This is a genomic window from Mesorhizobium newzealandense, from assembly GCF_042682145.1.
Taxonomy (GTDB): Bacteria; Pseudomonadota; Alphaproteobacteria; order Rhizobiales; family Rhizobiaceae; genus Mesorhizobium; species Mesorhizobium newzealandense.
In genome coordinates, this window is sequence record NZ_JBHUGZ010000030.1 from 148,923 (window position 1) to 173,563 (window position 24,641).

The 24,641-nt window shown below is 63.2% G+C and carries 28 protein-coding genes; 18 read left to right on the forward strand and 10 right to left on the reverse strand.

The features are described 5' to 3' along the window. Positions 1 to 87 precede the first annotated feature (87 nt). Positions 88 to 2,001, forward strand: a complete 1,914-nt coding sequence (gene dxs, locus ACFSOZ_RS34815) for a 1-deoxy-D-xylulose-5-phosphate synthase (RefSeq protein ID WP_379105728.1) — start codon at positions 88 to 90, stop codon at positions 1,999 to 2,001. Positions 2,002 to 2,150: 149 nt separating this feature from the next. Next, on the forward strand, positions 2,151 to 2,441 hold the full coding sequence (locus ACFSOZ_RS34820; RefSeq protein ID WP_379105730.1) for a hypothetical protein: 291 nt from the start codon (positions 2,151 to 2,153) through the stop codon (positions 2,439 to 2,441). Between the two features lie 28 nt (positions 2,442 to 2,469). On the opposite strand, the gene ACFSOZ_RS34825 is transcribed toward ACFSOZ_RS34820, so the two are convergent. After that, a complete protein-coding gene (locus ACFSOZ_RS34825) occupies positions 2,470 to 2,625 on the reverse strand; it encodes a hypothetical protein (RefSeq protein WP_379105732.1) in 156 nt (51 codons plus the stop codon). A 57-nt stretch (positions 2,626 to 2,682) separates the two neighbouring features. On the opposite strand from ACFSOZ_RS34825, the gene ACFSOZ_RS34830 reads away from it, so the two are divergent. Further along, positions 2,683 to 3,447 (forward strand): TlyA family RNA methyltransferase, encoded by a 765-nt coding sequence (locus ACFSOZ_RS34830; RefSeq protein WP_379105734.1) that lies wholly within the window; start codon positions 2,683 to 2,685, stop codon positions 3,445 to 3,447. Further along, positions 3,444 to 4,685 (forward strand): class I SAM-dependent RNA methyltransferase, encoded by a 1,242-nt coding sequence (locus ACFSOZ_RS34835; protein ID WP_379105736.1) that lies wholly within the window; start codon positions 3,444 to 3,446, stop codon positions 4,683 to 4,685. Before ACFSOZ_RS34830 ends, ACFSOZ_RS34835 begins: the two co-directional genes overlap by 4 nt. Positions 4,686 to 4,704: 19 nt before the next feature. Here the strand turns inward: ACFSOZ_RS34835 and ACFSOZ_RS34840 are convergent, their stop codons facing one another. The 5 genes from ACFSOZ_RS34840 to ACFSOZ_RS34860 form a co-directional block, all read right to left on the reverse strand. Beyond that, on the reverse strand, positions 4,705 to 5,487 hold the full coding sequence (locus tag ACFSOZ_RS34840) for a transglutaminase-like cysteine peptidase (RefSeq protein WP_379105738.1): 783 nt from the start codon (positions 5,485 to 5,487) through the stop codon (positions 4,705 to 4,707). Between the two features lie 196 nt (positions 5,488 to 5,683). Next, positions 5,684 to 7,096, reverse strand: a complete 1,413-nt coding sequence (gene tldD / locus ACFSOZ_RS34845; protein WP_379105740.1) for a metalloprotease TldD — start codon at positions 7,094 to 7,096, stop codon at positions 5,684 to 5,686. 85 nt (positions 7,097 to 7,181) lie between these two features. Continuing rightward, complete coding sequence (locus ACFSOZ_RS34850; protein ID WP_379105743.1) at positions 7,182 to 7,673, reverse strand: GNAT family N-acetyltransferase; 492 nt, start codon at positions 7,671 to 7,673, stop codon at positions 7,182 to 7,184. 9 nt (positions 7,674 to 7,682) lie between these two features. Then, positions 7,683 to 8,252 (reverse strand): invasion associated locus B family protein, encoded by a 570-nt coding sequence (locus ACFSOZ_RS34855; RefSeq protein ID WP_379105746.1) that lies wholly within the window; start codon positions 8,250 to 8,252, stop codon positions 7,683 to 7,685. 17 nt (positions 8,253 to 8,269) lie between these two features. Continuing rightward, the gene (locus ACFSOZ_RS34860) at positions 8,270 to 8,575 is read right to left on the reverse strand and encodes a hypothetical protein (protein WP_379105748.1); all 306 of its coding nucleotides are present in this window, start codon (positions 8,573 to 8,575) and stop codon (positions 8,270 to 8,272) included. Between the two features lie 53 nt (positions 8,576 to 8,628). On the opposite strand from ACFSOZ_RS34860, the gene coxB reads away from it, so the two are divergent. The 13 genes from coxB to ACFSOZ_RS34925 all read left to right on the forward strand — a co-directional run bounded on the left by coxB (position 8,629) and on the right by ACFSOZ_RS34925 (position 18,901). Further along, positions 8,629 to 9,495: a cytochrome c oxidase subunit II gene (gene coxB, locus ACFSOZ_RS34865; protein ID WP_379105751.1), complete on the forward strand. Its 867-nt coding sequence runs from the start codon at positions 8,629 to 8,631 to the stop codon at positions 9,493 to 9,495. A gap of 37 nt (positions 9,496 to 9,532) precedes the next feature. Beyond that, positions 9,533 to 11,185 (forward strand): cytochrome c oxidase subunit I, encoded by a 1,653-nt coding sequence (ctaD, locus tag ACFSOZ_RS34870; RefSeq protein WP_379105753.1) that lies wholly within the window; start codon positions 9,533 to 9,535, stop codon positions 11,183 to 11,185. 77 nt (positions 11,186 to 11,262) lie between these two features. Further along, positions 11,263 to 12,207 carry a heme o synthase gene (locus ACFSOZ_RS34875; RefSeq protein ID WP_379105755.1) on the forward strand — a complete coding sequence of 315 codons (945 nt, stop codon included), beginning with the start codon at positions 11,263 to 11,265 and terminating at the stop codon, positions 12,205 to 12,207. A gap of 2 nt (positions 12,208 to 12,209) precedes the next feature. Further along, the gene (locus ACFSOZ_RS34880; RefSeq protein ID WP_379106651.1) at positions 12,210 to 12,371 is read left to right on the forward strand and encodes a hypothetical protein; all 162 of its coding nucleotides are present in this window, start codon (positions 12,210 to 12,212) and stop codon (positions 12,369 to 12,371) included. An 8-nt stretch (positions 12,372 to 12,379) separates the two neighbouring features. Then, the gene (locus ACFSOZ_RS34885; protein WP_379105757.1) at positions 12,380 to 13,012 is read left to right on the forward strand and encodes a cytochrome c oxidase assembly protein; all 633 of its coding nucleotides are present in this window, start codon (positions 12,380 to 12,382) and stop codon (positions 13,010 to 13,012) included. A 1-nt stretch (position 13,013) separates the two neighbouring features. Continuing rightward, positions 13,014 to 13,895 (forward strand): cytochrome c oxidase subunit 3, encoded by an 882-nt coding sequence (locus ACFSOZ_RS34890; RefSeq protein ID WP_379105759.1) that lies wholly within the window; start codon positions 13,014 to 13,016, stop codon positions 13,893 to 13,895. 86 nt (positions 13,896 to 13,981) lie between these two features. Beyond that, a complete protein-coding gene (locus ACFSOZ_RS34895) occupies positions 13,982 to 14,473 on the forward strand; it encodes a L,D-transpeptidase family protein (RefSeq protein WP_379105760.1) in 492 nt (163 codons plus the stop codon). 59 nt (positions 14,474 to 14,532) lie between these two features. Next, complete coding sequence (locus ACFSOZ_RS34900; RefSeq protein WP_379105762.1) at positions 14,533 to 14,919, forward strand: DUF983 domain-containing protein; 387 nt, start codon at positions 14,533 to 14,535, stop codon at positions 14,917 to 14,919. Further along, on the forward strand, positions 14,916 to 15,671 hold the full coding sequence (locus ACFSOZ_RS34905) for an SURF1 family protein (RefSeq protein WP_379105764.1): 756 nt from the start codon (positions 14,916 to 14,918) through the stop codon (positions 15,669 to 15,671). Before ACFSOZ_RS34900 ends, ACFSOZ_RS34905 begins: the two co-directional genes overlap by 4 nt. An 88-nt stretch (positions 15,672 to 15,759) precedes the next feature. After that, positions 15,760 to 16,770 carry a 4-hydroxy-3-methylbut-2-enyl diphosphate reductase gene (ispH, locus tag ACFSOZ_RS34910; RefSeq protein ID WP_379105766.1) on the forward strand — a complete coding sequence of 337 codons (1,011 nt, stop codon included), beginning with the start codon at positions 15,760 to 15,762 and terminating at the stop codon, positions 16,768 to 16,770. Positions 16,771 to 16,775: 5 nt separating this feature from the next. Beyond that, a complete protein-coding gene (locus ACFSOZ_RS34915) occupies positions 16,776 to 17,738 on the forward strand; it encodes a homoserine kinase (protein WP_379105769.1) in 963 nt (320 codons plus the stop codon). Beyond that, on the forward strand, positions 17,735 to 18,265 hold the full coding sequence (rnhA, locus tag ACFSOZ_RS34920; RefSeq protein ID WP_379105771.1) for a ribonuclease HI: 531 nt from the start codon (positions 17,735 to 17,737) through the stop codon (positions 18,263 to 18,265). Before ACFSOZ_RS34915 ends, rnhA begins: the two co-directional genes overlap by 4 nt. A gap of 42 nt (positions 18,266 to 18,307) precedes the next feature. Beyond that, positions 18,308 to 18,901, forward strand: coding sequence for a histidine phosphatase family protein (locus ACFSOZ_RS34925; RefSeq protein WP_379105773.1), 594 nt, complete (start codon positions 18,308 to 18,310; stop codon positions 18,899 to 18,901). Positions 18,902 to 18,906: 5 nt separating this feature from the next. Here the strand turns inward: ACFSOZ_RS34925 and ACFSOZ_RS34930 are convergent, their stop codons facing one another. From ACFSOZ_RS34930 to ACFSOZ_RS34940, 3 genes are all read right to left on the reverse strand, one after another. After that, a complete protein-coding gene (locus ACFSOZ_RS34930; protein WP_379105775.1) occupies positions 18,907 to 19,383 on the reverse strand; it encodes a DUF2938 domain-containing protein in 477 nt (158 codons plus the stop codon). A 97-nt stretch (positions 19,384 to 19,480) separates the two neighbouring features. Then, positions 19,481 to 19,963: a peroxiredoxin gene (locus ACFSOZ_RS34935; RefSeq protein WP_379105777.1), complete on the reverse strand. Its 483-nt coding sequence runs from the start codon at positions 19,961 to 19,963 to the stop codon at positions 19,481 to 19,483. Positions 19,964 to 20,146: 183 nt separating this feature from the next. Continuing rightward, a complete protein-coding gene (locus ACFSOZ_RS34940; RefSeq protein WP_379105779.1) occupies positions 20,147 to 20,953 on the reverse strand; it encodes a protein-disulfide reductase DsbD domain-containing protein in 807 nt (268 codons plus the stop codon). Between the two features lie 170 nt (positions 20,954 to 21,123). Here ACFSOZ_RS34940 and ACFSOZ_RS34945 point away from each other — a divergent pair, with 170 nt between their 5' ends. Further along, entirely contained in the window at positions 21,124 to 21,732 is a 609-nt protein-coding gene (locus tag ACFSOZ_RS34945) for a YqgE/AlgH family protein (RefSeq protein ID WP_091576862.1), read from the forward strand. Positions 21,733 to 21,750: 18 nt separating this feature from the next. Here the strand turns inward: ACFSOZ_RS34945 and ACFSOZ_RS34950 are convergent, their stop codons facing one another. Beyond that, on the reverse strand, positions 21,751 to 24,639 hold the full coding sequence (locus tag ACFSOZ_RS34950; RefSeq protein WP_379105781.1) for an EAL domain-containing protein: 2,889 nt from the start codon (positions 24,637 to 24,639) through the stop codon (positions 21,751 to 21,753). Positions 24,640 to 24,641 lie beyond the last annotated feature (2 nt).

Sequence of the window (24,641 nt, forward strand, 5' to 3'; positions counted from 1 at the left end):
GCCTGATCCGCGTCACTGACACGCATTTACTTTCGCCGGCCGGCGGCCTATCCCGCCCATGAACAGAAAGCCCGAGCAGGCCTACCCGTGAACGCAACGCCACATACGCCGCTCCTCGACAAGGTCCGCATCCCGGCCGACCTGCGCACGCTTGCCGAGAGCGAACTGCCGCAACTGGCATCCGAGCTTCGCGCCGAGCTGATCGACGCGGTATCCCGCACCGGCGGCCATCTTGGCGCCGGTCTTGGCGTGGTCGAGCTGACGGTGGCGCTGCACTATGTCTTCAACACCCCGGATGACCGGCTGATCTGGGATGTCGGCCATCAGGCCTATCCGCACAAGATCCTGACCGGCCGCCGCGACCGTATCCGCACCTTGCGCCAGGAGGGCGGCCTGTCCGGCTTCACCCGCCGCGCCGAGAGCGAGTACGATCCCTTCGGCGCCGCTCATTCCTCGACATCGATATCGGCCGGCCTCGGCATGGCCGCCGCTCGCGACCTCTCCGGCGGCCGCAACAACGTCATCGCCGTCATCGGCGACGGCGCCATGTCGGCCGGCATGGCCTACGAGGCGATGAACAATGCCGGCGCGTTCGATGCCCGGCTCATCGTCATTCTCAACGACAACGACATGTCGATCGCGCCGCCGACCGGCGCGATGAGCGCCTATCTGGCGCGTCTGGCCTCGGGCAAGACCTATGTCGGCCTGCGCGACTTCGGCAAGAAACTGTCGTCTTATCTCGGCAAGCGCGCCGACCGCGCGATCACGCGGGCGGTCGAACACGCACGCGGCTACGTCACCGGCGGCACGCTGTTCGAGGAGCTCGGCTTCTATCACATCGGCCCGATCGACGGTCACAATCTGGAACATTTGATCCCGGTCCTGAAGAATGTCCGCGACAATGGCGAAGGCCCGGTGCTGATCCATGTCGTCACCCAGAAGGGCAAGGGCTATGCGCCGGCCGAGGCCGCCGCCGACAAGTATCACGGCGTCAACAAGTTCGACGTCATCACCGGCGCGCAGGCCAAGGCGCCGGCCAACGCACCGGCCTACACCAAGGTGTTCGCTGAAAGCCTGGTCCAGGAAGGGCGTGAGGATGACCGCATCGTCGCCGTCACCGCCGCCATGCCGAGCGGCACCGGCCTTGACCTGTTCGGCGAAGCGTTTCCGTCGCGGACCTTCGATGTCGGCATCGCCGAACAGCACGCGGTGACCTTCGCCGCCGGTCTCGCCACCGAAGGCTACAAGCCGTTCGCCGCGATCTATTCGACCTTCCTGCAGCGCGCCTACGACCAGGTCGTCCACGACGTTGCGATCCAGAAATTGCCGGTGCGTTTTCCCATCGACCGCGCCGGCTTCGTCGGCGCCGATGGCGCCACCCATTGCGGCGCCTTCGACACCACCTTCCTGGCAACCTTGCCGGGTTTCGTGGTGATGGCGGCGGCGGACGAGGCGGAGCTGCGCCACATGGTGCGCACCGCGGCGAGCTATGATGACGGCCCGATCGCCTTCCGCTATCCGCGCGGCAACGGTGTCGGCGTCGACATGCCGGAGCGTGGCTCGGTTCTCGAAATCGGCAAGGGCCGTATCGTTAGGGAAGGCAGCAAGGTCGCCCTCCTGTCCTTCGGCACCCGGCTGCAGGATTGCCTGATCGCCGCCGAGGAGCTTGGCGCGGCCGGGCTTTCCACCACGGTCGCCGATGCTCGTTTCGCCAAGCCGCTCGACGAGGATCTGATCCGCCGGCTGGCTCGCTCGCACGAGGTTCTGGTGACGGTGGAGGAGGGCGCCGTCGGCGGCTTCGCCAGCCACGTGCTGCAGTTTCTAGCCCATGAGGGCTTGCTGGAAAGTGGTTTGAAAGTGCGCCCCCTGGTGCTGCCCGATGCGTTCAGCGACCACGCCAAGCCGGAGAAGATGTACGCCGATGCGGGTCTAGATGCCGCCGGCATCGTGCGCACGGTGTTCGTCGCCCTCGGCCATACAGCCAGCGCCCAGCGCGCCTGAATCAAAATCTCAAGGGCTTGAATCAGTTTGCCGGCTTGACGTCTTAACGCCTTGTTAAGGCTGCCGTTTGGCGCTTTGCTTACCCTGTCTCTTGGCCGTTTTTCAACGGCGCCCTGCTAGACCGTGATCAGGCAGGGAGACAACCAACAATGAGAACGCTTCTGTGCGGCGTGGCGCTTTCAGCGGCCATCGTCGCGCCGGCCACCGCCGAAACGCGCTATGATCGCAGCCTTGAAAAGGCGGCCATGGGCATCATCGCCGGCAAGATGGGCGATATCCGCGGCGGCTTTTCCTATAAGCAGGTGCCGCAGCTGGTCGTGCCGGACCCTGGTCCGGCGCCTGCGGTTGCGCCCGAGCCTCCACGCGAGCAGGCTTCGGGGGATCGTGACGATGGCTTGTCTCCAGCCGTCGATCGCCAGGTTTCGCGAACCATTTTCTAGGGCATGTCGCCCGTTCAAGCGGCGCGCTTCAGAACCACATGGCGCGCACGCAGCGGCCATCGCGCGGCAGGTCGTCGTAAGTGTCGAGAGACCATCGAAATGGTCGATCGGCAAGCATTGTGCCGGGCTCGATGCGATGCTCGAGAAGCGGCGCAACGGCATGATGGGTTCGCACGGCTTCCAACGATGTTCCTTGCGCCAATGTCCTTGCCTTCGCGACCAGCTTTCGCCATGAAGGCCGATGAACTTGCCTTTGCCAGCCAGCGCCCGCCAGCGGCTCGACGACCTGCTCGTCCAGCGCGGGCTGTTTGCCAGCCGCTCGCGCGCTCGCGACGCGGTCGAACGCGGTACGGTGACCGTCGACGGCGTCATCGCGCGCAAGCCCGGCCAGAACGTTTTACCGCAATGCCTGATCGCCATCGATGATCCGGCGCAAGGCTATGTGTCGCGCGCGGCGCTCAAGCTAATCGGCGGGCTCGACCATTTCGGCCTCAATCCCGCCGGCCGCGAAGCACTCGACATCGGCGCTTCGACCGGTGGCTTCACCCAGGTCCTGCTCGAGCGCGGTGCGGCCCATGTCACCGCCATCGATGTCGGGCATGGCCAGATGCATCCCGATATCGGCAACGATCCGCGTGTGACTGTCATCGAGGGCCTGAACGCGCGCGATCTCACAGTCACCGATCTGGCCGGCCGGGTCCCGGATTTCATCGTTTCCGATGTCAGCTTCATTTCGCTGAAACTGGCGCTGCCGCCGGCGCTCGCCATCGCGAAGGCTGGTGCCGGCGCCATGTTTCTGGTCAAGCCGCAATTCGAGGCGGGCCGCGAAGCGATTGGCAAGGGCGGCCTGTTGAAAGATCCCTACGATGCCGCCCGTGTCGCCGGCCTGCTGCAGGATTGGCTGGACGCCGTTCCCGGCTGGCGCTCGCTGGGGATGCATTTGTCGCCGATCGAAGGCGGCGACGGCAACCGCGAATTCCTGCTCGGTGGGATCAAGGATCGATGAGCGCGCGCTTCAGCATCAGGAAACTCGGCGCCCAGGGCGACGGCATCGCCGAGACCGAGAGCGGTGATCTGTTCATTCCCTTCACACTGCCCGGCGAGGTCGTCAACGCCGCGCGCGAAAGAGATCGCGCCACGCTGATGGCGGTGCTGGAAGCCTCGCCGCTGCGCATCGATCCCGCCTGCCGCCATTTCACCGAATGCGGCGGTTGCGCCCTCCAGCATTTCGAAGCCGAAGCCTATCGCCAGTGGAAACGCGAAAAGGTGGTGCACGCCCTGAAGGGCAAGGGCATCGATTGCGACATCGGCGAACTGGTCGCCTGCGCGCCGCACACGCGCCGCCGTGTCGTGCTCGCCGCGCGGCGCACCGATACAGGCATGCTGCTCGGCTTCAATCGCCATCTGTCGCCGGAAATCATCTCGATATCGGAATGCCCGATCTCGCTGCCCGAGATCGTCAGCGCGCTCGATCGGCTGAAGGCGCTCGCCGAACTGGTCTGCGCCACCACCAAATCGTTCCGGCTGGCGGTCACCGTGACCGGTTCGGGCCTCGATGTCGCGCTTCACGAATCCGGCAAGCTCGGCGAAAACCAGCGTCGTGTCGCCTCCAACTTCGTCCTGGCTCAGGGATTTGCCAGGTTGTCGATCGATGACGAGATCATCATCGAGCCAAGGAAGCCTGTCGTCATGTTCGGCAGCGTCGCTGTCGCCGTGCCACCGGGCGCCTTTCTGCAGGCAACCGAGGCCGCCGAACAGACCATGGCCGATATCGTCGGCGGACATCTCAAACGTGCCAAGAAGGTCACCGATCTCTTCGCCGGCTGCGGCAGCTTTGCCTTGCGGCTGGCGGCGAAGTCGGAAGTCCATGCGGTGGAGGGCGATGCGGCAGCCCTTTCGGCGCTCGACCGGGGATCACGCTTCGCGACCGGGCTGAAGCGGGTGACGGGCGAACGCCGCGACCTGTTCCGCCGGCCGCTGACGTTCAAGGAATTGAATGCCTTCGATGGTCTAGTGTTCGATCCGCCACGCGCCGGCGCCGAGGATCAGTCGAAACAGATCGCACGCTCGGATGTTCCCTTTGTCGCGGCCGTATCCTGCAATCCAGTGACGCTGGCTCGCGACCTGCGCATCCTGCTCGACGGCGGCTACATCCTGAAAAGCGTGACGCCGATCGACCAGTTCCTGTGGTCGCCGCATGTCGAGGCGGTAGCGCTGCTGGAGAAGCCGAAAAAGAGGCGATAGCCGTAGGCTTCGGCTCCTATTAGCTTGGCGACAGTCGTTTCGACGTGCCGCCCCGTTGGTTGATCGACACCCATGTGTTTGGATTCTGCTGGGACTGGCGTTTGAGGAAGTAATAGCCCGTCGCATTCCAAGGTCTGATCTCATTGACCAGATTGTCCAGGACAAGATCGCCCTTGTCGGTTTTCACCGTCAGGATGGTGTGGCCTTCATTGTCGAGGTCGCGCACCACGGTCATCAGCAGCGCCTGCCGCGGGAATCCCGCCTCCTGAAGAAGCTTGCGCTTGTAGAGGGCGTAGATCTTGCAGTCGCCCTTGCCGTCCACGGGGTAATCCCAGTGGTCCGCCATCGTGCCCCAGTGATCGAAATTGCTGACGGGTTTGATGGAGCTGTTCGCCTTCTGATTTATCCGCTTGAGGATGCGTAGGTTCTGCGCCGTCAGCTTGACATTCGCGGCCGGCAGAGCGCGTACCTTGCACTCTTTTGGTCGACGATGGCAGAAATCGACCCAACCGTAGGGGACGCTGGTGCTTGCACCAACGGTGGCAGAGCGCAGCCCTTCCGTTGAAGATTGCGTCGATCGCGACTTGAACAATGTCGACTGTGCTGCCGCCGGGCTGGCTTGCAGCGATGTCGCACCAATCAACGAAACGAAGCCAAGGAGGAAGGACGAAGTCAGGACGCCGGGGAAATGCCGCATTGCCAAAACCACCACCGCAACGAGGAAGCTGGTGCTGCGTCCGTGCGCAAAAGGCAGCCCAGGCAGTTGAAGACTTAACAATTTCCTAATGTGGATTGTGTTCACTTCAAGGTGCCGACAGGGATTCAGCTGGAAAACGCCGTCTTTGGCCCAGACCTCGTCAGGATCGAGGAACGTTGCGACGCCGATGCCGCCGAAATGCCGGCGCCTGTCAGGATGACGACCTTGGATCTGGGCATGGTCGGCTGCATCCGGAAAACATTGTTTGGAAGGCGATTTTTACCGGAACATCCCGGCACGCTCAAACCCTGGTGCCACCCACCGTCATTTGGTTCATGCGCAAATGCGGCTGGCCGACGCCGACCGGGACGCCCTGTCCGGCCTTGCCGCACATGCCGATACCGGTGTCGAGCTTCATGTCATTGCCGATCATGGAAACGCGGTGCATGGCGTCCGGCCCGTTGCCGATCAGCATGGCGCCCTTGATCGGCTGCGTCACCTTGCCATTCTCGATCATGTAGGCCTCGGTGCAGCCGAACACGAATTTGCCCGAGGTGATGTCGACCTGGCCGCCGCCGAAGGACACGGCATAGATGCCGTTCTTGACCGAGGCGATGATTTCGTCCGGTTCCATGTCGCCCGCCGTCATAAAGGTGTTGGTCATGCGCGGCATCGGCTGGTGCGCATAGCCTTCGCGCCGACCGTTGCCGGTGGCCTTCATGCCCATCAGCCGGGCATTCTGGCGATCCTGCATGTAGCCGACCAGTTTGCCGTCCTCGATCAGCACGTTGCGGGCTGAAGGTGTCCCTTCGTCATCGACGGTGAGCGAGCCGCGCCGCTCCGGCATGGTGCCGTCATCGACGACCGTCACGCCCTTGGCGGCGACCTGCTGGCCCAGCAGGCCGGCGAAGGCTGAGGTCTTCTTGCGGTTGAAATCGCCTTCCAGCCCATGGCCGACGGCCTCGTGCAGCATGACGCCCGGCCAGCCGCTGGACAGGACGATGTCGAAGGTGCCAGCCGGCGCGGGTATGGCCTCCAGATTGACCAGTGCTTGCCTCAGCGCCTCCTTGGCGGCGTGCTTCCAGCTGTCCTCGACAAGGAAATCGCCAAAGGCCTTGCGTCCGCCCATGCCGTAGGAGCCGCTCTCCTGGCGGTCGCCGTCGCCGACGACGACCGAAACACTGACCCTGACCAGCGGGCGGATGTCGCGCACCACCTGGCCGTCGGCGCGCACGATCTCGACATGCTGCCAGGACGAGGTCAGCGACGCTGATACCTGGCGCACGCGCGGGTCCTCGGCGCGCAGCCAGGCATCGATTTCCTGCAGCAGCTTTGCCTTGGCCTCGAAGGAGGGCGAGGGGATCGGATTCTCGTCGCCATAGAGTTGGCGGTTGGTGCGGGTGGGCGCCGCGGCCAGCGTGCCGGAATAGCCGCCCTTGACGGTTGAAACGGCGTCGGCGGCGCGCAGAAGCGAGGCTTCGGAAAGGTCGCTGGAATGGGCATAGCCACTGGCTTCGCCGGCGACCGCACGCAGGCCAAACCCCTGGTCGGTGTTGAAGTTGGCGGTCTTCAGCCGGCCGTTGTCGAACATCAGCGCTTCGCTCTCGCTGTATTCGAGGAACAGCTCGCCGTCATCGGCGCCGTTTATGGTGTCGGCAACGATCTGCTTGATGCGATCGTCTGAAATGTCGAATTGGCCGATCAGGCTGTTCATGGCGCGGGCCCTTCAATAAGCGGTTTTACCGGATGTAGGCGCCAGGGCGCCGTTCGGCAATCCTCACGATGGTACACGGCAGATCCTATGTCAGGCGGCGCGCCATCACGATTTCGTCGATCTCCCGGCCCCCATGAAGAAAGCCCGCAGGTATGCAGCCAATTTCGTGAAAACCTTCGCGTTGATAAAATCGTATGGCGGCGGGATTTTCCGCGCTTACAGCCAGCTCGACCTGCCTTATGCCGGATGCGCGGGCATGATCGAGCAGCAGATTGAGCATCGCGGCGGCGTGTCCGCCGCCACGCTCGCTGTCGCGCAAATAGACCATGATGATGGTGGCGCGGTGCGCCATCTTGCTGCCCTGCTGCCGCGTCAGGCCCATTATGCCGACAGGCTCTTCGCCCCGGAAGCTGACGACGACCGGGTTGGTCGTCAGGCGCCGACGCCACTCCTCGTCAGGGAGACTTTCCCAATCCGATGCGCTGCTGGCGAAGGCTTCGGGAGAAGCACGCAAGGCCTCCAGGCGAATTCGCTTGAAGACCTCGAAATCGTCCGGATCGAGCAGTTTCAGGGCCAACAGTCAGGCTCAGGGCAGGGCGGCGAAACCGTCGGCGAAACCCTTGAGGTCGACCGGGATGCCGATGCCTTCTTCCGGGGTCTGGAAGACGATGAAGGTGGCCGACGTGCCGGTCTTCAGCGTGTCGAGCAGCGGCTTTTCGAGAATGACCTCGGCATAGCAGCCGTCCTGGAAGCAGCGCACGAAATAGGCGCGGCCGATGTCCTTGCCGTCGACATTGAGGCCGAGTCCGTTGGGCAAAAGCACGCCGAGCGGTGCCAGCACGCGCAGGATCTCGGCCTTGTTGTCGGCGGTGCGCAGCACGACGACCGATAGCCCCATCTCGGGCCGGTCCTCGGCGACGACGTTCTGCATCATCACGCATTGCTCGGAGGTGGCGCCGGCCGGCGTGTCGCAGATGATCGACCATGCACCATGCGTCGAGCGGACAGTCCCGCTCGGCTGCGCGGCATTGGCCTGGCTGGACAAGCCCATAAAAGACAGGCCGATAACGGACGGGCCGATTGCGGACAAGGCGGCGAGAAAGATGACCTTCGCCAGGATTCTCGAAAGCGCAAGTCTCGAAAGCCAGGGGTTCATGACGGCTCCATTGCGAATCACGGCACTTTAAGCCGCGCCAAAGCCAAGTAAAGGATGAGACCGCAACCGGTCTGCCCCGAAAAAGCCAATACGGCGCTTTTCCCTGCCAATTTCGCCCGAATTGCGACGGTCGGCACGCCCGGCCCGCAGGAATGGTGCGGTGGGCCGAACATACGCGATTCGGGGCCGTTGCCGTTGCCTTCAAAGGCACATCTGCGCTTGCGCGCAAAAATGCCGCACGGTTTCGCCCGCTCCTTTCTTGCGGAGGGAAAAAGAGTATGGTTTGAACCACCTTGAGACTGTCGGGATTCCCGTCCCGGCATTGTTCGTTATTCTCGTGGGGCACGCCGCGAGGAACTGGGAGACGATGAGGGCGATGAGAAGATTCCTAGCAGGCGCAATTGCCGCTGCCACGTTTTTCGCCGGCGCATCCGCCCATGCCGATCAGCCCAAGGACTGGGAGACCGGCTTCCAGGCGCCGGCGACCGACATGATGCGGCAGATCGAGTGGTTCGGGAACTACACGATGTGGTTCATCGTCCCGATCACCATACTGGTGCTGTGTCTGCTTGCTTATTGCATCTTCAAATTCCGTGCGAGCGTGAACCCGGTTCCCTCCAAGACCAGCCACAACACGCTGATCGAGGTGATCTGGACCGTTGGCCCGGTCGTCATTCTGCTCTGCATCGCCATTCCTTCGTTCCAGCTGCTGACCGCGCAATACACGCCGCCGGAAGACGCCAAGCTGACGATCAAGGCGACTGCCAACCAGTGGAACTGGGACTACGAATACCAGGTCGACAAGACGCTCTCCTTCAATTCCGCGATCCTGCAGGAAGCAGACCGGGCCAAGGCCGGCAAGGAAGACCGCGCGGCCTATCCGCGCCTGCTCGCCGTCGACAACGAGATGGTCGTGCCGGTCAACACCATGACCCGCGTGCTGGTGACCGCGGCGGACGTCATCCACTCCTTCGCCATGCCTGCCTTTGGCATCAAGATGGACGCGGTTCCCGGGCGGACCAACGAGACCTGGTTCAAGGCCGACAAGGAAGGCCTCTACTACGGCCAGTGCTCGCAGCTCTGCGGCAAGGACCATGCCTTCATGCCGATCGCCATCCGCGTCGTCTCCGACGCCCAGTACAACAGCTGGCTGGCAGCAGCCAAGACCGACCTGCCCGGCGCCAACAAGGCGCTGATGGCCGAGGTCGATGGCGTGAACAAGGTAGCGGCCGCCGGCAACTGATGCCGCGGCCAGAAAAGATCAGGGAACGGAGCGGAACATGGCAGGCGCTGCAGCTCACGACGACCACGACCACAAGCCGTATCACGGCTGGGTCCGGTGGGTGTATTCCACCAACCACAAGGACATCGGCACGCTCTATCTGATCTTCGCGATCTTCGCCGGCATCGTCGGCGGTGCCCTGTCGGTCGCCATTCGCATGGAGCTGCAGGAGCCGGGGATCCAGATTTTCAGCGGCCTCGCGCAGATGGTCTACGGCATGAACGGTGATGCCGCGATCGACGGCGGCAAGAGCATGTACAACGCCTTCGCCACCGCGCACGCGCTGATCATGATCTTCTTCATGGTCATGCCGGCCCTGATCGGCGGTTTCGCCAACTGGATGGTGCCGATCATGATCGGTGCGCCTGACATGGCCTTCCCGCGCATGAACAACATCTCCTTCTGGCTGCTGCCGCCGGCCTTCATCCTGCTGCTCGGCTCGATGTTCATGCCGAGCGCGCCTGGCGCCTATGGCGTCGGTGGCGGCTGGACACTCTATCCGCCGCTGTCGACCTCGGGCCAGCCCGGACCGGCGATGGATCTGGCGATCCTGTCGATCCACATTGCCGGCGCCTCGTCGATCCTTGGCGCCATCAACTTCATCACCACCATCTTCAACATGCGTGCGCCGGGCATGACGCTGCACAAGATGCCGCTGTTTGCCTGGTCGGTGCTGGTCACCGCCTTCCTGCTGCTGCTGTCGCTTCCGGTGCTGGCCGGCGCCATTACGATGCTGCTCACCGATCGCAATTTCGGCACGACGTTCTTTGCACCCGACGGCGGTGGCGATCCGATCCTGTTCCAGCACCTGTTCTGGTTCTTCGGTCACCCGGAAGTCTACATTCTGATCCTGCCGGGCTTCGGCATCATCAGCCACATCGTCTCGACCTTCTCGAAGAAGCCGGTGTTCGGCTATCTCGGCATGGCCTACGCGATGGTGGCGATCGGCGCGGTCGGCTTCATCGTCTGGGCGCACCACATGTATACGACCGGCCTGTCGCTCGACACGCAGCGCTATTTCGTCTTCGCCACGATGGTCATCGCGGTGCCGACGGGCGTGAAGATCTTCTCCTGGATCGCCACCATGTGGGGCGGGTCGATTTCGCTCAAGCCACCGATGCTGTGGGCCCTGGGCTTCATCTTCCTGTTCACCATCGGCGGCGTCACAGGCGTCCAACTGGCCAATGCCGGTCTCGACCGCTCGCTGCACGACACCTATTTCGTCATCGCGCACTTCCACTACGTGCTGTCGCTGGGCGCGGTCTTCGCCATCTTCGCAGGCTGGTACTACTGGTTCCCGAAGATGACCGGCTACATGTATTCCTTTGCCATCGCCAACACCCACTTCTGGGTCACCTTCATCGGCGTCAACCTGATCTTCTTCCCGCAGCATTTCCTCGGCCTTGCCGGCATGCCGCGTCGCACCATCGACTATCCGGACGCGTTTGCCGGCTGGAACATGGTGTCGTCCTACGGCTCGTATATCTCGGCCGTCGGCGTGGCGATCTTCCTCTATGGCGTGTTCGAGGCTTTCCAGAAGAAGCGCGTCGCCGGTGCCAATCCGTGGGGCGAAGGTGCCACGACACTGGAATGGCAGCTGCCTTCGCCGCCGCCTTTCCACCAGTGGGAGCAACTGCCGAAGATCAAATAAGGCGGCAGCCTCCATGGAATCGAAACCGCCGGCCTGCCGGCGGTTTTGGCCAAACGGAATGATGGACTTGAGTACGCATGGCCCTAGTCGACGAAACCAGCATTGACGAAGCGGGCTCCCGCATGTCGGAAGCGACGGCGGGCGATTTCTTCGCCCTGCTGAAGCCGCGCGTCATGTCGCTGGTGGTGTTCACGGCTTTCGTCGGGATGGTCGCCGCGCCGGTGACGATCAATCCGCTGCTGGCGGTGATCGCGATCCTGTCGATCGCCATCGGTGCCGGCGCCTCCGGTGCGCTCAACATGTGGTATGACGCCGACATCGATGCGGTGATGACGCGCACCGCCGGTCGTCCCGTACCGGCCGGCCGCATCCTTCCCGGTGAGGCGCTGGGCTTCGGGCTTGTGTTGTCTGTGCTGTCGGTGATGACGCTCGGCGTGCTCGCCAACTGGCTGGCGGCGACGCTTTTGGCCTTCACCATCTTCTTCTACGCTGTCGTCTATACGATGTGGCTGAAGCGCTGGACGCCGCAGAACATCGTCATAGGCGGCGCCGCCGGGGCCATTCCGCCGGTGATCGGCTGGGCTGCGATAACCGGGAGCGTCAGCCTGGAAAGCTTTGTCCTGTTCCTGATCATCTTCCTGTGGACGCCGCCGCATTTCTGGGCGTTGGCGCTGTTCAAGTCCGAGGATTATGCCCGCGCCGGCATTCCGATGATGCCGAACGTTGCCGGCCATGCCTCGACCCGCCGTCAGATTTTCGCCTACGCACTGGTGCTGGCGCCGGTCGGCGTGCTGCCGTGGCTGCTGGGCTACACCACACCGGTCTATGGCGTCGCCGCCGTGCTGCTCGGTTTGGGTTTTGTCTGGTACGCGTGGAAGGTGCTTGATATGGCCGACGACGATCGCGTGATGAAGCCGGCCAAGGCCTTGTTCGCCTATTCGCTGCTCTATCTCTTCGCCATCTTCGCCGCCTATCTCGCCGACAGCGTCGTCGAACGCGCGCTTGCCATGGGTGGAGCATGACCATGATCGAAGAAAAGCTCGAGCTGGTCACGCTGACCGAGCGGCAGAGGAAGGCCAGACGCAACCGTTCTGTCGCCATCGGCCTGGCACTGGCGGTGCTGGTCATCATTTTCTACATCGCGACGATCGTGAAGTTTGGCCATCACGTCTCCGGATCGATGTGAGGACGACGATGAGCCGCGCGACAGTCACCGACCCAACGAAGAGAAACACAAACCGCATCGTCGCGTTCGTCTGTGTGGCCTTCTTCGGCGGCATGATCGGCATGGCCTATGCCGCGGTGCCGCTCTACAAGATGTTTTGCCAGGCGACGGGCTATGGCGGCACGACGCAACGTGCCGAGAAGCAGTACGCCGGCCGCGTGCTCGACCGTGAGATCACCGTCCGTTTCGATGCCAACATCGCCGGCGTGCCGTGGGATTTCCAACCGGTCGATCGTTCGATGACGATGAAGATCGGCGAGACGGTGCAGGCGCACTATCAGGCCACCAACAAGTTCAATCGCCCTGTGACCGGCCGCGCCACCTTCAACGTGCAGCCGGAACTGGCGGGTCCCTACTTCAACAAGGTCGAGTGCTTCTGCTTCACCGATACGACGCTGAAGCCCGGCGAGACGCTGGACATGCCGGTCGTGTTCTACGTGGATCCCGATATCGTGAACGTACCGGAGCTGAAGGACGTGAAGACAATCACTCTGTCCTATACGATGTTCCCGGTCGAGAAGAGCAAGCCGGTCGCGTCGTCGGAGCCGGTCCAGGGCAATAGCAAGACAATTTCGAATACCGAAGCAAATCTCGGGGGTTGATATGGCAGACGCGCACGCAAAACCACACCATGACTACCATCTCGTCGACCCGAGCCCATGGCCTTTCCTGGGGTCCATCGGCGCGTTGGTGACCGCGATCGGCGGCGTCTGCCTGATGCAGTATCTCAAGGCCGGCGACTTCCCGATCTTTGGCTTCAACATTGCCAATCCGTGGCTGTTCTTCATCGGCCTGGCGATCGTCCTCTACACCATGTTCGCCTGGTGGTCGGACACGATCAAGGAAGCGCATGAAGGCCATCACACGCGTGTCGTGTCGCTGCACCTGCGCTACGGCATGATCATGTTCATCGCCTCCGAGGTGATGTTCTTCGTGGCCTGGTTCTGGGCATACTTCGACGCCAGCCTGTTTCCCAGCGAGGTTCAGCAATACGCCCGCACCGCGTTTACCGGTGGTGTCTGGCCGCCGAAGGGCATGGAAGTTCTCGACCCCTTCCACCTGCCGCTCTACAACACCGTCATCCTGCTCTTGTCGGGCACCACGGTCACCTGGGCGCACCATTCGCTCATCCATGGCGATCGCAAGGGGCTGATCAACGGCCTGGTGCTGACAGTCGGCCTCGGCATGCTGTTCACCATGGTGCAGGCCTACGAGTACATGCATGCTCCGTTCGCCTTCAAGGATTCCATCTATGGCGCCACCTTCTTCATGGCGACCGGCTTCCATGGCTTCCATGTCATCATCGGCACCATCTTCCTGCTGGTCTGCCTGATCCGGGCGATGAAGGGTGATTTCACCCCCAAACAGCATTTCGGCTTCGAGGCGGCCGCCTGGTATTGGCACTTCGTCGACGTGGTTTGGCTGTTCCTGTTCGCATCGATCTATGTCTGGGGATCGGTCGGCGCAGTGATCGAAGGTCACTGATACCGGTCTGAGGAGTTTTGATGAGGCGGCCGCGGCGACGTGGCCGCCTTCTTCTTTTCGGCGCAATAATCGCCGATCGATGGCCAATGCGGCCAACAATCCCTTCCGCCATTTTAGCATTCATGATCGCGATAGGTCCGGCCTTTGCCGGCGAGAGGGTCGATCTGGTGCGCGTGCACAAGGCGGAACGGCTGCTGGAACTGATCAGTGACGGCAAGGTGCTGCGAAGCTACAGCATTGCGCTCGGCGGCGATCCCATCGGCCACAAGCACCAGGAAGGCGATCAACGCACACCGAAGGGGCGCTATGTCCTCGATTGGCGCAACCCGAACAGCATCGCCCATAAGTCGATCCATATCTCCTATCCCAATGCCGACGATCTGGCGGCCGCCAAGGCACGCAATGTCGACGCGGGCGGCATGATCATGATCCACGGCCAGCCAAATGGTTTCGGCTGGTGGGGCTGGCTGCTTCAATTGGTCGACTGGACCGATGGCTGCATTGCGGTTACGGACTCCGACATGGACGAAATCTGGGCGATGGTGGCCGACGGGACACCGATCGAGATCGAACGGTAAGCAATGAGCGATGACACGGCGATCCGGCCGCCGATCGATCCGAGATCGAGCGGTAAGCAATGAGCGACGACAAGGCGATCTGGCCGCCGATCGATCCGATCTCGGCCGGCCTGCACGGACGCTGCCCGCGCTGCGGCGAGGGGCGGCTGTTCTCCGGCTTCCTCACCGTCGGCAAGCGCTGCACCAATTGCGGCCTCGACTATTCCTACGCCGATGCCGGCGATGGGCCGGCGGTCTTCGTCATCCTGATCATCGGCTTCATCATCGTCGGCCTGGCGCTCTGGGTTGAAGTCACGCTGAGCCCGCCGCTCTGGCTGCATCTGCTGGTCTGGATCCCGCTGGCTGTCGTGCTGTGCCTGACGGCGCTGCGGCTGATCAAGGGCGTGCTGCTGACGCTGCAATATCGCAACAAGGCGGCCGAGGGCCGGCTGGATCACGGCGAATGACCGAGGCATCCATTGGAACTGGCGGCCGTTCGCGGCCAAGGACGGCATTGCTGCTCGGCCTTGGCCTGGTTCTGATGCTGATCCTGCTGGCGCTCGGTACCTGGCAGGTCCAGCGCCTGCAGTGGAAGCAAGGCCTTCTGCAGACCATCGATCAGCGGACGCACTCGGTGCCGCGGCCGCTCGCCGAGGTCGAAAAAGAATTCGCCTCGACCGGCGACGTCGACTATACGCCGATCACCGTCAGCGGCACTTTCCTGCATTCCGGCGAACGGCATTTCTACGCCACTTGGGACGGCGACGCCGGCTTCAACGTCTACACGCCGCTGGCCCTCGACGATGGCCGCTTCGTCCTGGTCAATCGCGGCTTCGTGCCCTACGACCTGAAAGATGCCGCCAAGCGCGCGAAGGGGCAGGTGACGGGCAAGGTGACGATCACCGGCCTCGCCCGCAACCCGCTGCCGGCAAAGCCGTCGATGATGCTTCCCGACAACGACGTGGCCAAGAACATCTTCTACTGGAAGGACCGCGACGCCATGGCGGCGAGCGCCGGGCTGCCGGCGGGCGCCACGCTGGTGCCGATCTTCATCGATGCGGACAAGACGCCAAATCCGGGCGGGTTGCCTGTCGGCGGCGTCACCATCATCGACCTGCCGAACAGCCATCTGCAATATGCGATGACCTGGTATGGCCTTGCCGCCGCACTCGCCGCCGTGCTCATCCTGCGGCTTCGCCGTCCCGTGAAAGAGGAATGAAGGCTATCGCCGCCCCCCTTTCTCCCGATGCACTTGACAGGGCGGGGGTAGGCACCTCATTTCGGCTTTGATCAACCGGCCCGGATTCATGCTTCAGACAACCACCAAGCCCCCCCTGACGATCCGGCTCTGCCAGCCGCGCGGTTTTTGCGCCGGCGTCGACCGCGCCATCCAGATCGTCGTGCTGGCGCTGAAGAAATATGGCGCTCCGGTCTATGTCCGCCACGAGATCGTGCACAACCGCTACGTCGTCGAGGGACTGCAAAGCCTTGGCGCCGTGTTCATCGAAGAGCTCTCCGAGATTCCCCCTGAGCATCGGCAGTCGCCGGTCGTGTTCTCGGCGCATGGCGTGCCGAAATCGGTGCCGGCGGATGCCCAGGCGCGCAACCTCTTCTATCTGGACGCTACCTGTCCGCTGGTGTCGAAGGTCCACAAGCAGGCGATGCGCCATCAGCGGCTGGGCCGCCATGTGCTGCTGATCGGCCATGCCGGACACCCCGAGGTGATCGGCACCATGGGCCAGTTGCCGGACGGCGCGGTGACGCTGATCGAGACCGAGGCCGACGCGGCGAAGCTTGCGCCTGCCGATCCGCAGGCGCTCGGCTTCGTCACCCAGACCACGCTGTCGGTCGAGGACACCGCCGGCATCATCCGTGCCTTGCAGGATCGCTTTCCAGACCTGCATGCCCCGGCTGCGGAATCGATCTGCTACGCCACCACCAACCGCCAGGAGGCGGTCAAGGAAACCGCGGCCGGCGCCGATCTCTACCTGATCGTTGGCGCGCCCAATTCATCCAATTCGCGGCGTCTTGTCGAAGTGGCGGAGCGTGCCGGCGCCTCGATGTCGCTTCTCGTGCAGCGCGCCGCCGAGATTCCGTGGAATGACATCGCCGGCATCTCGACGCTCGGCCTGTCGGCAGGGGCATCGGCACCGGAGATCATCGTCGACGAGATCATCGATGCGTTCCGCCAGCGCTTCGATGTCACGATCGACCTGGCCATCACGGCCACGGAAACGGAGGATTTTCCGGTCATGCGGGTACTGCGCGATGTCGAACTGACGCGAGCCGACATGGCTTTCGTCAATGGAGCCGCGTAAGGCACATGGCGGTCTACACCGACGTTGCCGAAGGCGAACTCGGCGCATTCCTCAAACACTATCCGGTCGGCGATCTCCTGTCCTACAAGGGTATCGCCGAAGGCACGGAAAACTCGAACTTCCTGCTGCACACCTCCAGCGGCTCCTACATCCTGACGCTCTATGAAAAGCGCGTCGAGAAGGCGGATCTGCCGTTTTTCCTCGGACTTATGGGCCACCTCGCCAAGAAAGGCGTCTCTTGCCCACTGCCGGTGACCGCGCATGACGGCAGCGTCATCGGCACGCTCGCCGGCCGGCCGGCGGTCATCATCACCTTCCTCGAAGGGCTTTCGCTGCGGCGGCCGGCAGCAACGCATTGCGCCGAGGTTGGCAAGGCCCTGGCGGCCTTGCATCTGGCCGGAGCCGACTTTTCGATGACCCGTCCGAACGCGCTCGCCATCGACGGCTGGCGCAAGCTTTGGAACGCCTCCCGCGACCGCGCCGACGAGGTTGAGCCGGGCCTGGCCGCCGAGGTTGATGCCGACTTCGCCGACTTCGAGCGGAACTGGCCGAAGGATCTTCCCGAAGGCATCATCCATGCCGATCTTTTCCCGGACAATGTCTTCTTCCTCGGCGAGAAGCTTTCCGGTCTGATCGACTTCTATTTCGCCTGCGACGACCTCTACGCCTACGATGTCGCCACCTGCCTCAATGCCTGGTGCTTCGAGAAGGATTTCTCCTTCAACCTGACCAAGGGCAAGGCATTGCTGGCTGGCTATCAGAGCGTGCGTCCGCTGAGCGACCAGGAAAGTGCGGCGCTGCCGATGCTGGCGCGCGGATCGGCGCTGCGCTTCATGCTGACCCGGCTCTACGACTGGTTGACTGTTCCCAATGGCGGGCTGGTGATGAAACGCGATCCGACCGAGTATATCCGCAGGATGCGATTCCATCGGGCGATCAGATCTCCTTCGGAATATGGATTGGCATGAGCAAACAGGTTGAGATATTCACCGACGGCGCCTGTTCGGGCAATCCCGGCCCTGGCGGCTGGGGCGCGATCCTGCGCTTCAACGGCACCACCAGGGAGCTTTCCGGCGGCGAGGCCGAGACCACCAACAACCGCATGGAACTGCTCGCCGCCATCTCGGCGCTGAATGCGTTGAAGGAACCCTGCACGGTCGGCCTTCACACCGACAGCAAATACGTCATGGACGGCATTTCCAAGTGGATCCACGGTTGGAAGAAGAACGGCTGGAAGACCGCCGACAAAAAGCCGGTCAAGAATGGCGAACTCTGGCAGGCGCTGGATGAGGCCAACAGGCGCCACAAGGTGACCTGGAACTGGGTCAAGGGCCATGCGGGCCACGCCGAGAACGAACGCGCCGACGAACTCGCGCGCGAAGGCATGGCACCGTTCAAGAAAGGCCCGGTCAAGCCTGCTGCGGCGCCAAAGCCTGAGGCGCAGGCAACCCAGCCGGCAGTGGCGAAGGCGCGGCGCTCGACCCAGAGTTATTGAACTCCGGGAGCGGGGCAGCTCTCACGCAGGAAGACGTCTATCGTGCCGATCCTGTACTATGTCACCCATCCCCAGGTTCAGGTCGATGCCAACATTCCCGTCCCGGAATGGGGGCTATCCGACATTGGACGCGCGAGGGCGATTGCGATGCTCGATCAGCCCTGGGTCGGGTCGATCCGGCGTATCGTGTCGTCGGCCGAGCGCAAGGCGATGGAAACCGCCAAAATCCTCGCAACGCATCTCGGCCTTGCCATCGAAGTGAGGGCCCGGACGCATGAGAATGACCGATCGGCAACGGGCTTCCTGCCGCCGCCGGAGTTCGAAGCGGTCGCGGACCAGTTCTTCGCCAATCCGCACAAAAGCATTCGCGGATGGGAACGGGCCATCGATGCCCAGCATCGGATCGTGAGCGAGGTCGACGCCGTGCTCGGTACTGCCGACGCCGACGACATTGCTTTCGTGGGCCATGGCGGCGTCGGAACGCTCCTACTGCTGTCTCTCGGTGGCCGAAAGATCAGTCGCGAGGCCGATCAGCCGCCGGGCGGCGGCAACCACTTCGCGTACGACATTGCCGCACGCCGCGTTGTCCACGGCTGGCGGCCGATCGACGCGCCGGTGCAGCGCCACGGCGATTGACCGGGCTACCGGATCAGCAGCGCCGTGCCGTAGAGCCCGAGCGCGAACACCGTGTGCGACACCAGGTTAAGCGCCCGGATCTGCATCGGGTTGGGCCGCTTCGAGGCCGCCCAGCCGGCGCCCATGCCGGGCGCCAGCAGGAACCAGCCGGCACCGACGGTGACCATGCCGAGGATGAAGGCCGGCAGGAAGGTCGGCACCGCCAGCCAGGCCGCTCCCGCCACCGCCACCAGGATGACGCCATAGACGATGCCGACAAGATAGTGAAAGGCCCAGCCCAGCACCACTTCATGCGTGTAGGCCGCCGCGTCGCCAATATCGTCGTGAAAGACCTTGTCGCGGAGATGCCAGACCCATCGACCGACCGGACCCCAATTCGGCCGCGGTTGACCGAATGCCTTGTGGAGGAAGAAGGCCCAGATATCCATCAGCGCGGTGGCGCCGATGCCGATCGCGATGGTACGCCAGAAGATGTCAAACATCGTTGGACCTCCCCAAAATCCGACAGTTCAGAAATAAGCTCGGTCGTCGGGCGCAAGCGACCGTTGCGACGTCACGCCCGAAATTGTCGCCGGGGCGTCAGAGCTGTCCGAGAATATGGGCCGCGCCGGACTCGTCGACACCGGGCTTGGTCTCGACATTGAGTGCGGTGACCTTGCCGTCCTCGACGATCATCGAAAACCGCTTCGAGCGCAGTCCCATGCCTCCCGCGGAAAGGTCGTTATCAAGGCCGACTGCCTTGGCGAAATCCCCACTGCCGTCGGCGAGATAGAGGATCTTGCCTTCGCCGCCGGTGAAGCGCGCCCAGGCGCCCATGACGTGAGCGTCGTTGACCGAAACGACGGCGATGGTATCGACGCCGCGTGCCAGGATGGCGTCACGGTTCTCGAGATAGCCGGGCAAATGATTGTTGCTGCAGGTCGGCGTGAAGGCGCCGGGAACCCCAAACAGCACGACCTTCTTTCCCGAGAAAATCTCGGCCGACGTGATTGGCTTCGCGCCATCGGCGGTCATCGTCTTGAAGGTCGTTTCAGGCAGCTTGTCGCCAACGGAAATGGTCATGAATTTCTCGCTTGGAAAATGGGGAAGGGTGTGTGCTTGCGTAGCGAAATCGGCGGCCTTCTGCAACCATCGAGGCGGCTTGAGTACATGTCGCCCAAAGGTGCGCAGCGGTTATGGAGCAACGACATGGACAAAGAGTGGACCTTGAAGCGTGTCGTATGAATCCGTTTGATGCGGTGCGCTCTAAGGAAACGGCAAAAGCCCTTCGACCGCGCCGGTCGAACTCGTCAGTGTATAGTGAAGCCCACCATCCGTCGGCGTCGTCGAAGGGCGGTCGAGGATCGGCACGGTGAAGATCAGCTTGCCGTCCTTTTCGCTGCGGGCAGGGGTGCCGAACATGTAATCCCGCTCACCGGCGACAAAGAAATCAGCCGCCTCCGGATCGCCGGGAAAGCTTGCCTCGACAACCAGCGTCTCGTGGTCGCCCGGCAGCACATTGATGCCGAAGTCGGACCTTGCAGGTGTCGGCAATGCCGCGAAGCTCGCCTTCACCAGCGCCATGTCTTCGGCATTGTCCGGGTCGGAGCCGGGGTCGACGGTCAGCCGCGTCTGCACCGGAATGCAGATCGTTTCGCAAATGCCGAGAAAGATGTCGGCGTCGATCAAAGCGGGATCCTTCGCCGCCGACAGGGTGAACACCACCGGCAGCGAAACCGGATAGTCGTAGCCTGCCCATTTGCCATAGCCTTCGTCATGACGCTGCGGCGCCGGGAAGGAAAGCTGGGCGTCGGCGATGTTTGTGCTGCCTGAAATGTCGAGCTGCGGTGGCACGCCCGCGTCGCCCGGATCGCGCCAGTAGGTCTTCCAGCCGGGCTTGAGCGCAATGTCGAGAACGCCCTGGATGCGGCCGGCGGCATCGGCTTTGCCGCTCGTCACCAGCCGGACCTTGCCGCCTTCGCTGTTGTACCAAGCTGATGAGGAGGCGGCGGCGGGAAGAGCGGTCGCCGATCCGATGGCGGCGCCGAGCAGCAGGATTTTCAAGCTTTGCATGGCGGTGATTTGATCGTCCGTTCGTGGCCGCGCAATGATTTCGTAGCCTTGCCGGTATCATATTTGCGTGACCTTGAGGGAAGGAATGCTCGAGCCGGCGGTATGGGCTTTGGTCGAATCACGCACAGCGCATCTTTTCGGCGCTTTGGAAACGCGTTACGCTCGCCACCATGGACTTGTTGCGCCACAAGAAGACAGCCGCCAGCCGCGGCTTTCTCGACGATCAGTTCCTGATTGCCATGCCCGGCATGAAGGACGACCGTTTCACGCGCTCGGTCATCTACGTCTGCGCGCACAGCGATGAAGGCGCGATGGGGCTGATCATCAACCAGACACAGCAGATGCTGTTTCCGGACCTGCTCGTGCAACTGGGCATCATGAACGAACAGGAGGCGATCCGCTTGCCGGCGCAGGCGCGCGATTTCGTCGTGCGCAATGGCGGACCCGTCGACCGCAGCCGGGGCTTCGTCCTGCATTCGGGCGACTACCGGGTGGAATCGTCGCTGACCGTTTCGGACGACATCTGCCTGACCGCGACCGTCGACATATTGCGCGCCATTTCGTCTGGCCGTGGGCCCCGCCACGCGCTGATGGCGCTCGGCTATTCCGGCTGGGGCGCCGGCCAGCTGGAGACCGAGATCGCCGAGAATGGCTGGCTGACCTGTCCGGCAAACGCCGAGCTTCTATTCGACACCGACATCGAGCGCAAATACGACCGGATCCTCGCCTCGATCGGCATCGATCTCGCCCATCTCAGCCTCGCCGCCGGACACGCCTGAGCCTCATCACAGAGGCTCTCAGGCTTGTGTCAGCGGATACTGTTCCTTCAGCGTCTTCAGCACCTGGTCGCCCGGCATCGGTGCGCCGAACATGAAGCTCTGCACATACTCGCAGCCCATCTGGCGCAGCTCCAGCGCATCGCTTTCGTCCGAAATGCCCTCGGCAACGACGGACAGGCCGAGCTCATGCGCCATGTTGACCATGGATTTGAGCAGCACCGCGCGTTTGGGCGTGTTGTCGTCGACGAAGCTCTTGTCGATCTTGATGGTGTCGAACGGGAAACGCGTCAGATAGGCCAGCGAGGAATAGCCGGTGCCGAAATCGTCCAGCGACAGGCCGATACCGAGCTGCTTCAGCTTGGTCAGCACATGGGCGGTCTGCTCGGGATTGTCCATCACCAGCGATTCGGTGAGCTCGAGCCGGAAGCAGCGCGGCTTCAGATTGGCGCGTGCGATGACCGAGCGGACGTCGCTGACCAGATCGCGGCGGATGAGCTGGCGGCTGGACAGGTTGACCGAGACCGACAGCGGCGCGTCACCGATCTGCTTTTGCCATCCGGCGAGGTCTTCCGCCGCCTGCTGCATGGCGAACAGGCCGAGCTGCACGATCAGCCCGCAGCTTTCGGCGACCGGGATGAAGTCCGCCGGCGGGATCATGCCGCGGCGCGGATGATCCCAGCGCAGAAGGGCTTCGAAGCCGGCGACGCTGCCATCCTCCAGCCGTACGATCGGTTGGTAGGCGAGCGTGAATTCGCGCCGTTCGATGGCGCGCCGCAGGTCGGATTCGAACTGCAGCCTGTCGGTGCCGACGGTGCGGAAGGCCGGGCGGAACGGCTCGATCCTGTCGCCGCCGAAGCGCTTGGCCTGATGCATCGCAAGCTCGGCATCCTTGACCATGTCCTCGGCCGACATCTGCGGCGAATTCCAGGTGATCAGTCCGATCGACGCCGTCAGCACGATTTCGCGCTTGGCGAAGGTGATCGGGTTGTTGATGGCATGCTTGATGGCATCCGCCACCGCCGCGATGCGGGCCGGGTCCTGCTCGGACAACAGCATCAGCGCGAACTGGTCGCCGGCAAAGCGAGACAGCGAATCCTTCGGCTTGAGCAGCCGGTGCAGCCGGCGCGCAATGGTCAGAAGGATGGTGTCACCGGCCGAGATGCCGAGCCCGTCATTGACCTGCTTGAAGCGGTCGATGTCGATGACGAAGACGGTCGGACGCACTTTCTCTTCGGTGCGGGCGATCGAGATGATCGCTTCCAGCCGGTTCATCAAAAGTTCGCGGTTCGGCAGCCCGGTCAAATTGTCGTGTACGGCGTCGTGCAGCAGCCGTTCTTCGGACTTCTTCTGCTCGGTGACGTCGACCATGGTGCCGACGCAGCGGATGACTTCGCCGTCCGACCCGATCACCGGGCGAGCCCGCAATGAGAACCAGTGATAGTGGCCGTCGGCGCCGCGCAGGCGGAAGTTCTGCGACACCCGGCCACGCCGGTGTTCCAGCACCACGTCGAGCGTCGTGCGGAAGGTGTCGCGGTCGTCGGCATGCAGCACCGGTAGCCAGTTGCGCGCGGCACCGCCGAGACTGTTGGGCGCCAAGCCGAGCTGGATGCTGACATCGGGCTTGGTGACGACGCGGTCGCGCAGCACGTCCCAGTCCCACACCGTATCGCCAGATCCGGCGACGGCCAGCGCCTGCCGCTCGAGGTCGGAGAACAGGCCCTGGTGCAGCGCCCCGCCGGCAAAGGCGTGCTGCATGACGGTGAAGCCGATCAAAAGGATGATCAGGATCAGCCCGCCACCCAATGCTGGCTGGGCGATGTCGTTGTCGAGCATGCCGGTGATCGCCATCCACGACCCGCATAGCCACAACAGCACCATGACCCAACTGGGCACCAGCATGATGGCGCGGTCGTAGCCGCGTATGCCGAGGAAGATGATCAGGCCGAGCCCGGTCAGCGCGGTGGCGGCGAAGGACAGCCTGGCGATGCCGGCGGCGACCGCCGGATCGACGATGGCGACACCGGCGATCAGCACCAGTCCGAGGATCCAGACCAGCGCGCCATAGCTGAAATGGCCGTGCCATCGGTTGAGATTGAGATAGGCGAACAGGAAGACCACGAAGGTCGCCGCCAGCGCCACCTCCGTTCCTGCTCGCCACATCTGCTCGTTGCCGGGCGATATCTCGATGATCTTGTTCAGGAAACCGAAATCGACGCAGATATAGGCAAGCACCGCCCAGGCGAGTGCCGCGGTCGCCGGAAACATCGAGGTTCCCTTGACCACGAAAAGAATGGTCAGGAACAGCGCCAGCAGGCCGGCGATGCCGATGACGATGCCGCGAAACAGCGTGTAGGAATTGACCGAGTCCTTGTAGGATTCCGGATCCCACAGATAGACCTGCGGCAGCTTTGGCGAGGCCAGCTCGGCGATGAAGGTGATCACCGTGCCCGGGTTCAGCGTCACCCGGAACACGTCGGCGTCGGGGCTGGTCTGGCGGTCGAGCGCGAAGCCCTCGCTGGGCGTGATGGCGGCGATACGGGTCGAGCCGAGATCGGGCCAGAAGATGCCGGAATTCACCAGCCGGAAATGCGGCGCGACAATCAGCCGGTCGAGCTGCTGGTCGGTGGTGTTGGCCAGCGCGAACACCGCCCAGTCGCCGGTCGACCGCGCATCGTTGGCCTCGACCTCGATGCGCCGCACGATGCCGTCCGGTCCGGGAGCGGTCGACACCTGGAAATTCTCGCCCTGGTTCCGGTAGATCTCGACGGCGCCCGACAGGTCGAGCGCGACGTCGTCGCGGGCAATCTTGATCGGCTCGACGGCGAAGGCCGACGATGCCGCGCACAGCGTCAGGATTGTCGCGAGGACAAAGGCGATCAGCGGCCCGTATCGCAGGAAATTCGTCAAAA

Bases quoted from the DNA above. Each gene is read 5' to 3' on its own strand.
- ACFSOZ_RS34820 (WP_379105730.1), top strand. From the start codon at position 2,151: ATGAGAACGCTTCTGTGCGGCGTGGCGCTTTCAGCGGCCATCGTCGCG.
- ACFSOZ_RS34830 (WP_379105734.1), top strand. From the start codon at position 2,683: ATGAACTTGCCTTTGCCAGCCAGCGCCCGCCAGCGGCTCGACGACCTG.
- ACFSOZ_RS34835 (WP_379105736.1), top strand. From the start codon at position 3,444: ATGAGCGCGCGCTTCAGCATCAGGAAACTCGGCGCCCAGGGCGACGGC.
- tldD (WP_379105740.1), bottom strand. From the start codon at position 7,096: ATGAACAGCCTGATCGGCCAATTCGACATTTCAGACGATCGCATCAAG.
- ACFSOZ_RS34855 (WP_379105746.1), bottom strand. From the start codon at position 8,252: ATGAACCCCTGGCTTTCGAGACTTGCGCTTTCGAGAATCCTGGCGAAG.
- ACFSOZ_RS34860 (WP_379105748.1), bottom strand. From the start codon at position 8,575: ATGCCGGGACGGGAATCCCGACAGTCTCAAGGTGGTTCAAACCATACT.
- coxB (WP_379105751.1), top strand. From the start codon at position 8,629: ATGAGAAGATTCCTAGCAGGCGCAATTGCCGCTGCCACGTTTTTCGCC.
- ctaD (WP_379105753.1), top strand. From the start codon at position 9,533: ATGGCAGGCGCTGCAGCTCACGACGACCACGACCACAAGCCGTATCAC.
- ACFSOZ_RS34875 (WP_379105755.1), top strand. From the start codon at position 11,263: ATGGCCCTAGTCGACGAAACCAGCATTGACGAAGCGGGCTCCCGCATG.
- ACFSOZ_RS34880 (WP_379106651.1), top strand. From the start codon at position 12,210: ATGATCGAAGAAAAGCTCGAGCTGGTCACGCTGACCGAGCGGCAGAGG.
- ACFSOZ_RS34885 (WP_379105757.1), top strand. From the start codon at position 12,380: ATGAGCCGCGCGACAGTCACCGACCCAACGAAGAGAAACACAAACCGC.
- ACFSOZ_RS34890 (WP_379105759.1), top strand. From the start codon at position 13,014: ATGGCAGACGCGCACGCAAAACCACACCATGACTACCATCTCGTCGAC.
- ACFSOZ_RS34895 (WP_379105760.1), top strand. From the start codon at position 13,982: ATGCGGCCAACAATCCCTTCCGCCATTTTAGCATTCATGATCGCGATA.
- ACFSOZ_RS34900 (WP_379105762.1), top strand. From the start codon at position 14,533: ATGAGCGACGACAAGGCGATCTGGCCGCCGATCGATCCGATCTCGGCC.
- ACFSOZ_RS34905 (WP_379105764.1), top strand. From the start codon at position 14,916: ATGACCGAGGCATCCATTGGAACTGGCGGCCGTTCGCGGCCAAGGACG.
- ispH (WP_379105766.1), top strand. From the start codon at position 15,760: ATGCTTCAGACAACCACCAAGCCCCCCCTGACGATCCGGCTCTGCCAG.
- ACFSOZ_RS34915 (WP_379105769.1), top strand. From the start codon at position 16,776: ATGGCGGTCTACACCGACGTTGCCGAAGGCGAACTCGGCGCATTCCTC.
- rnhA (WP_379105771.1), top strand. From the start codon at position 17,735: ATGAGCAAACAGGTTGAGATATTCACCGACGGCGCCTGTTCGGGCAAT.
- ACFSOZ_RS34930 (WP_379105775.1), bottom strand. From the start codon at position 19,383: ATGTTTGACATCTTCTGGCGTACCATCGCGATCGGCATCGGCGCCACC.
- ACFSOZ_RS34935 (WP_379105777.1), bottom strand. From the start codon at position 19,963: ATGACCATTTCCGTTGGCGACAAGCTGCCTGAAACGACCTTCAAGACG.
- ACFSOZ_RS34940 (WP_379105779.1), bottom strand. From the start codon at position 20,953: ATGCAAAGCTTGAAAATCCTGCTGCTCGGCGCCGCCATCGGATCGGCG.
- ACFSOZ_RS34945 (WP_091576862.1), top strand. From the start codon at position 21,124: ATGGACTTGTTGCGCCACAAGAAGACAGCCGCCAGCCGCGGCTTTCTC.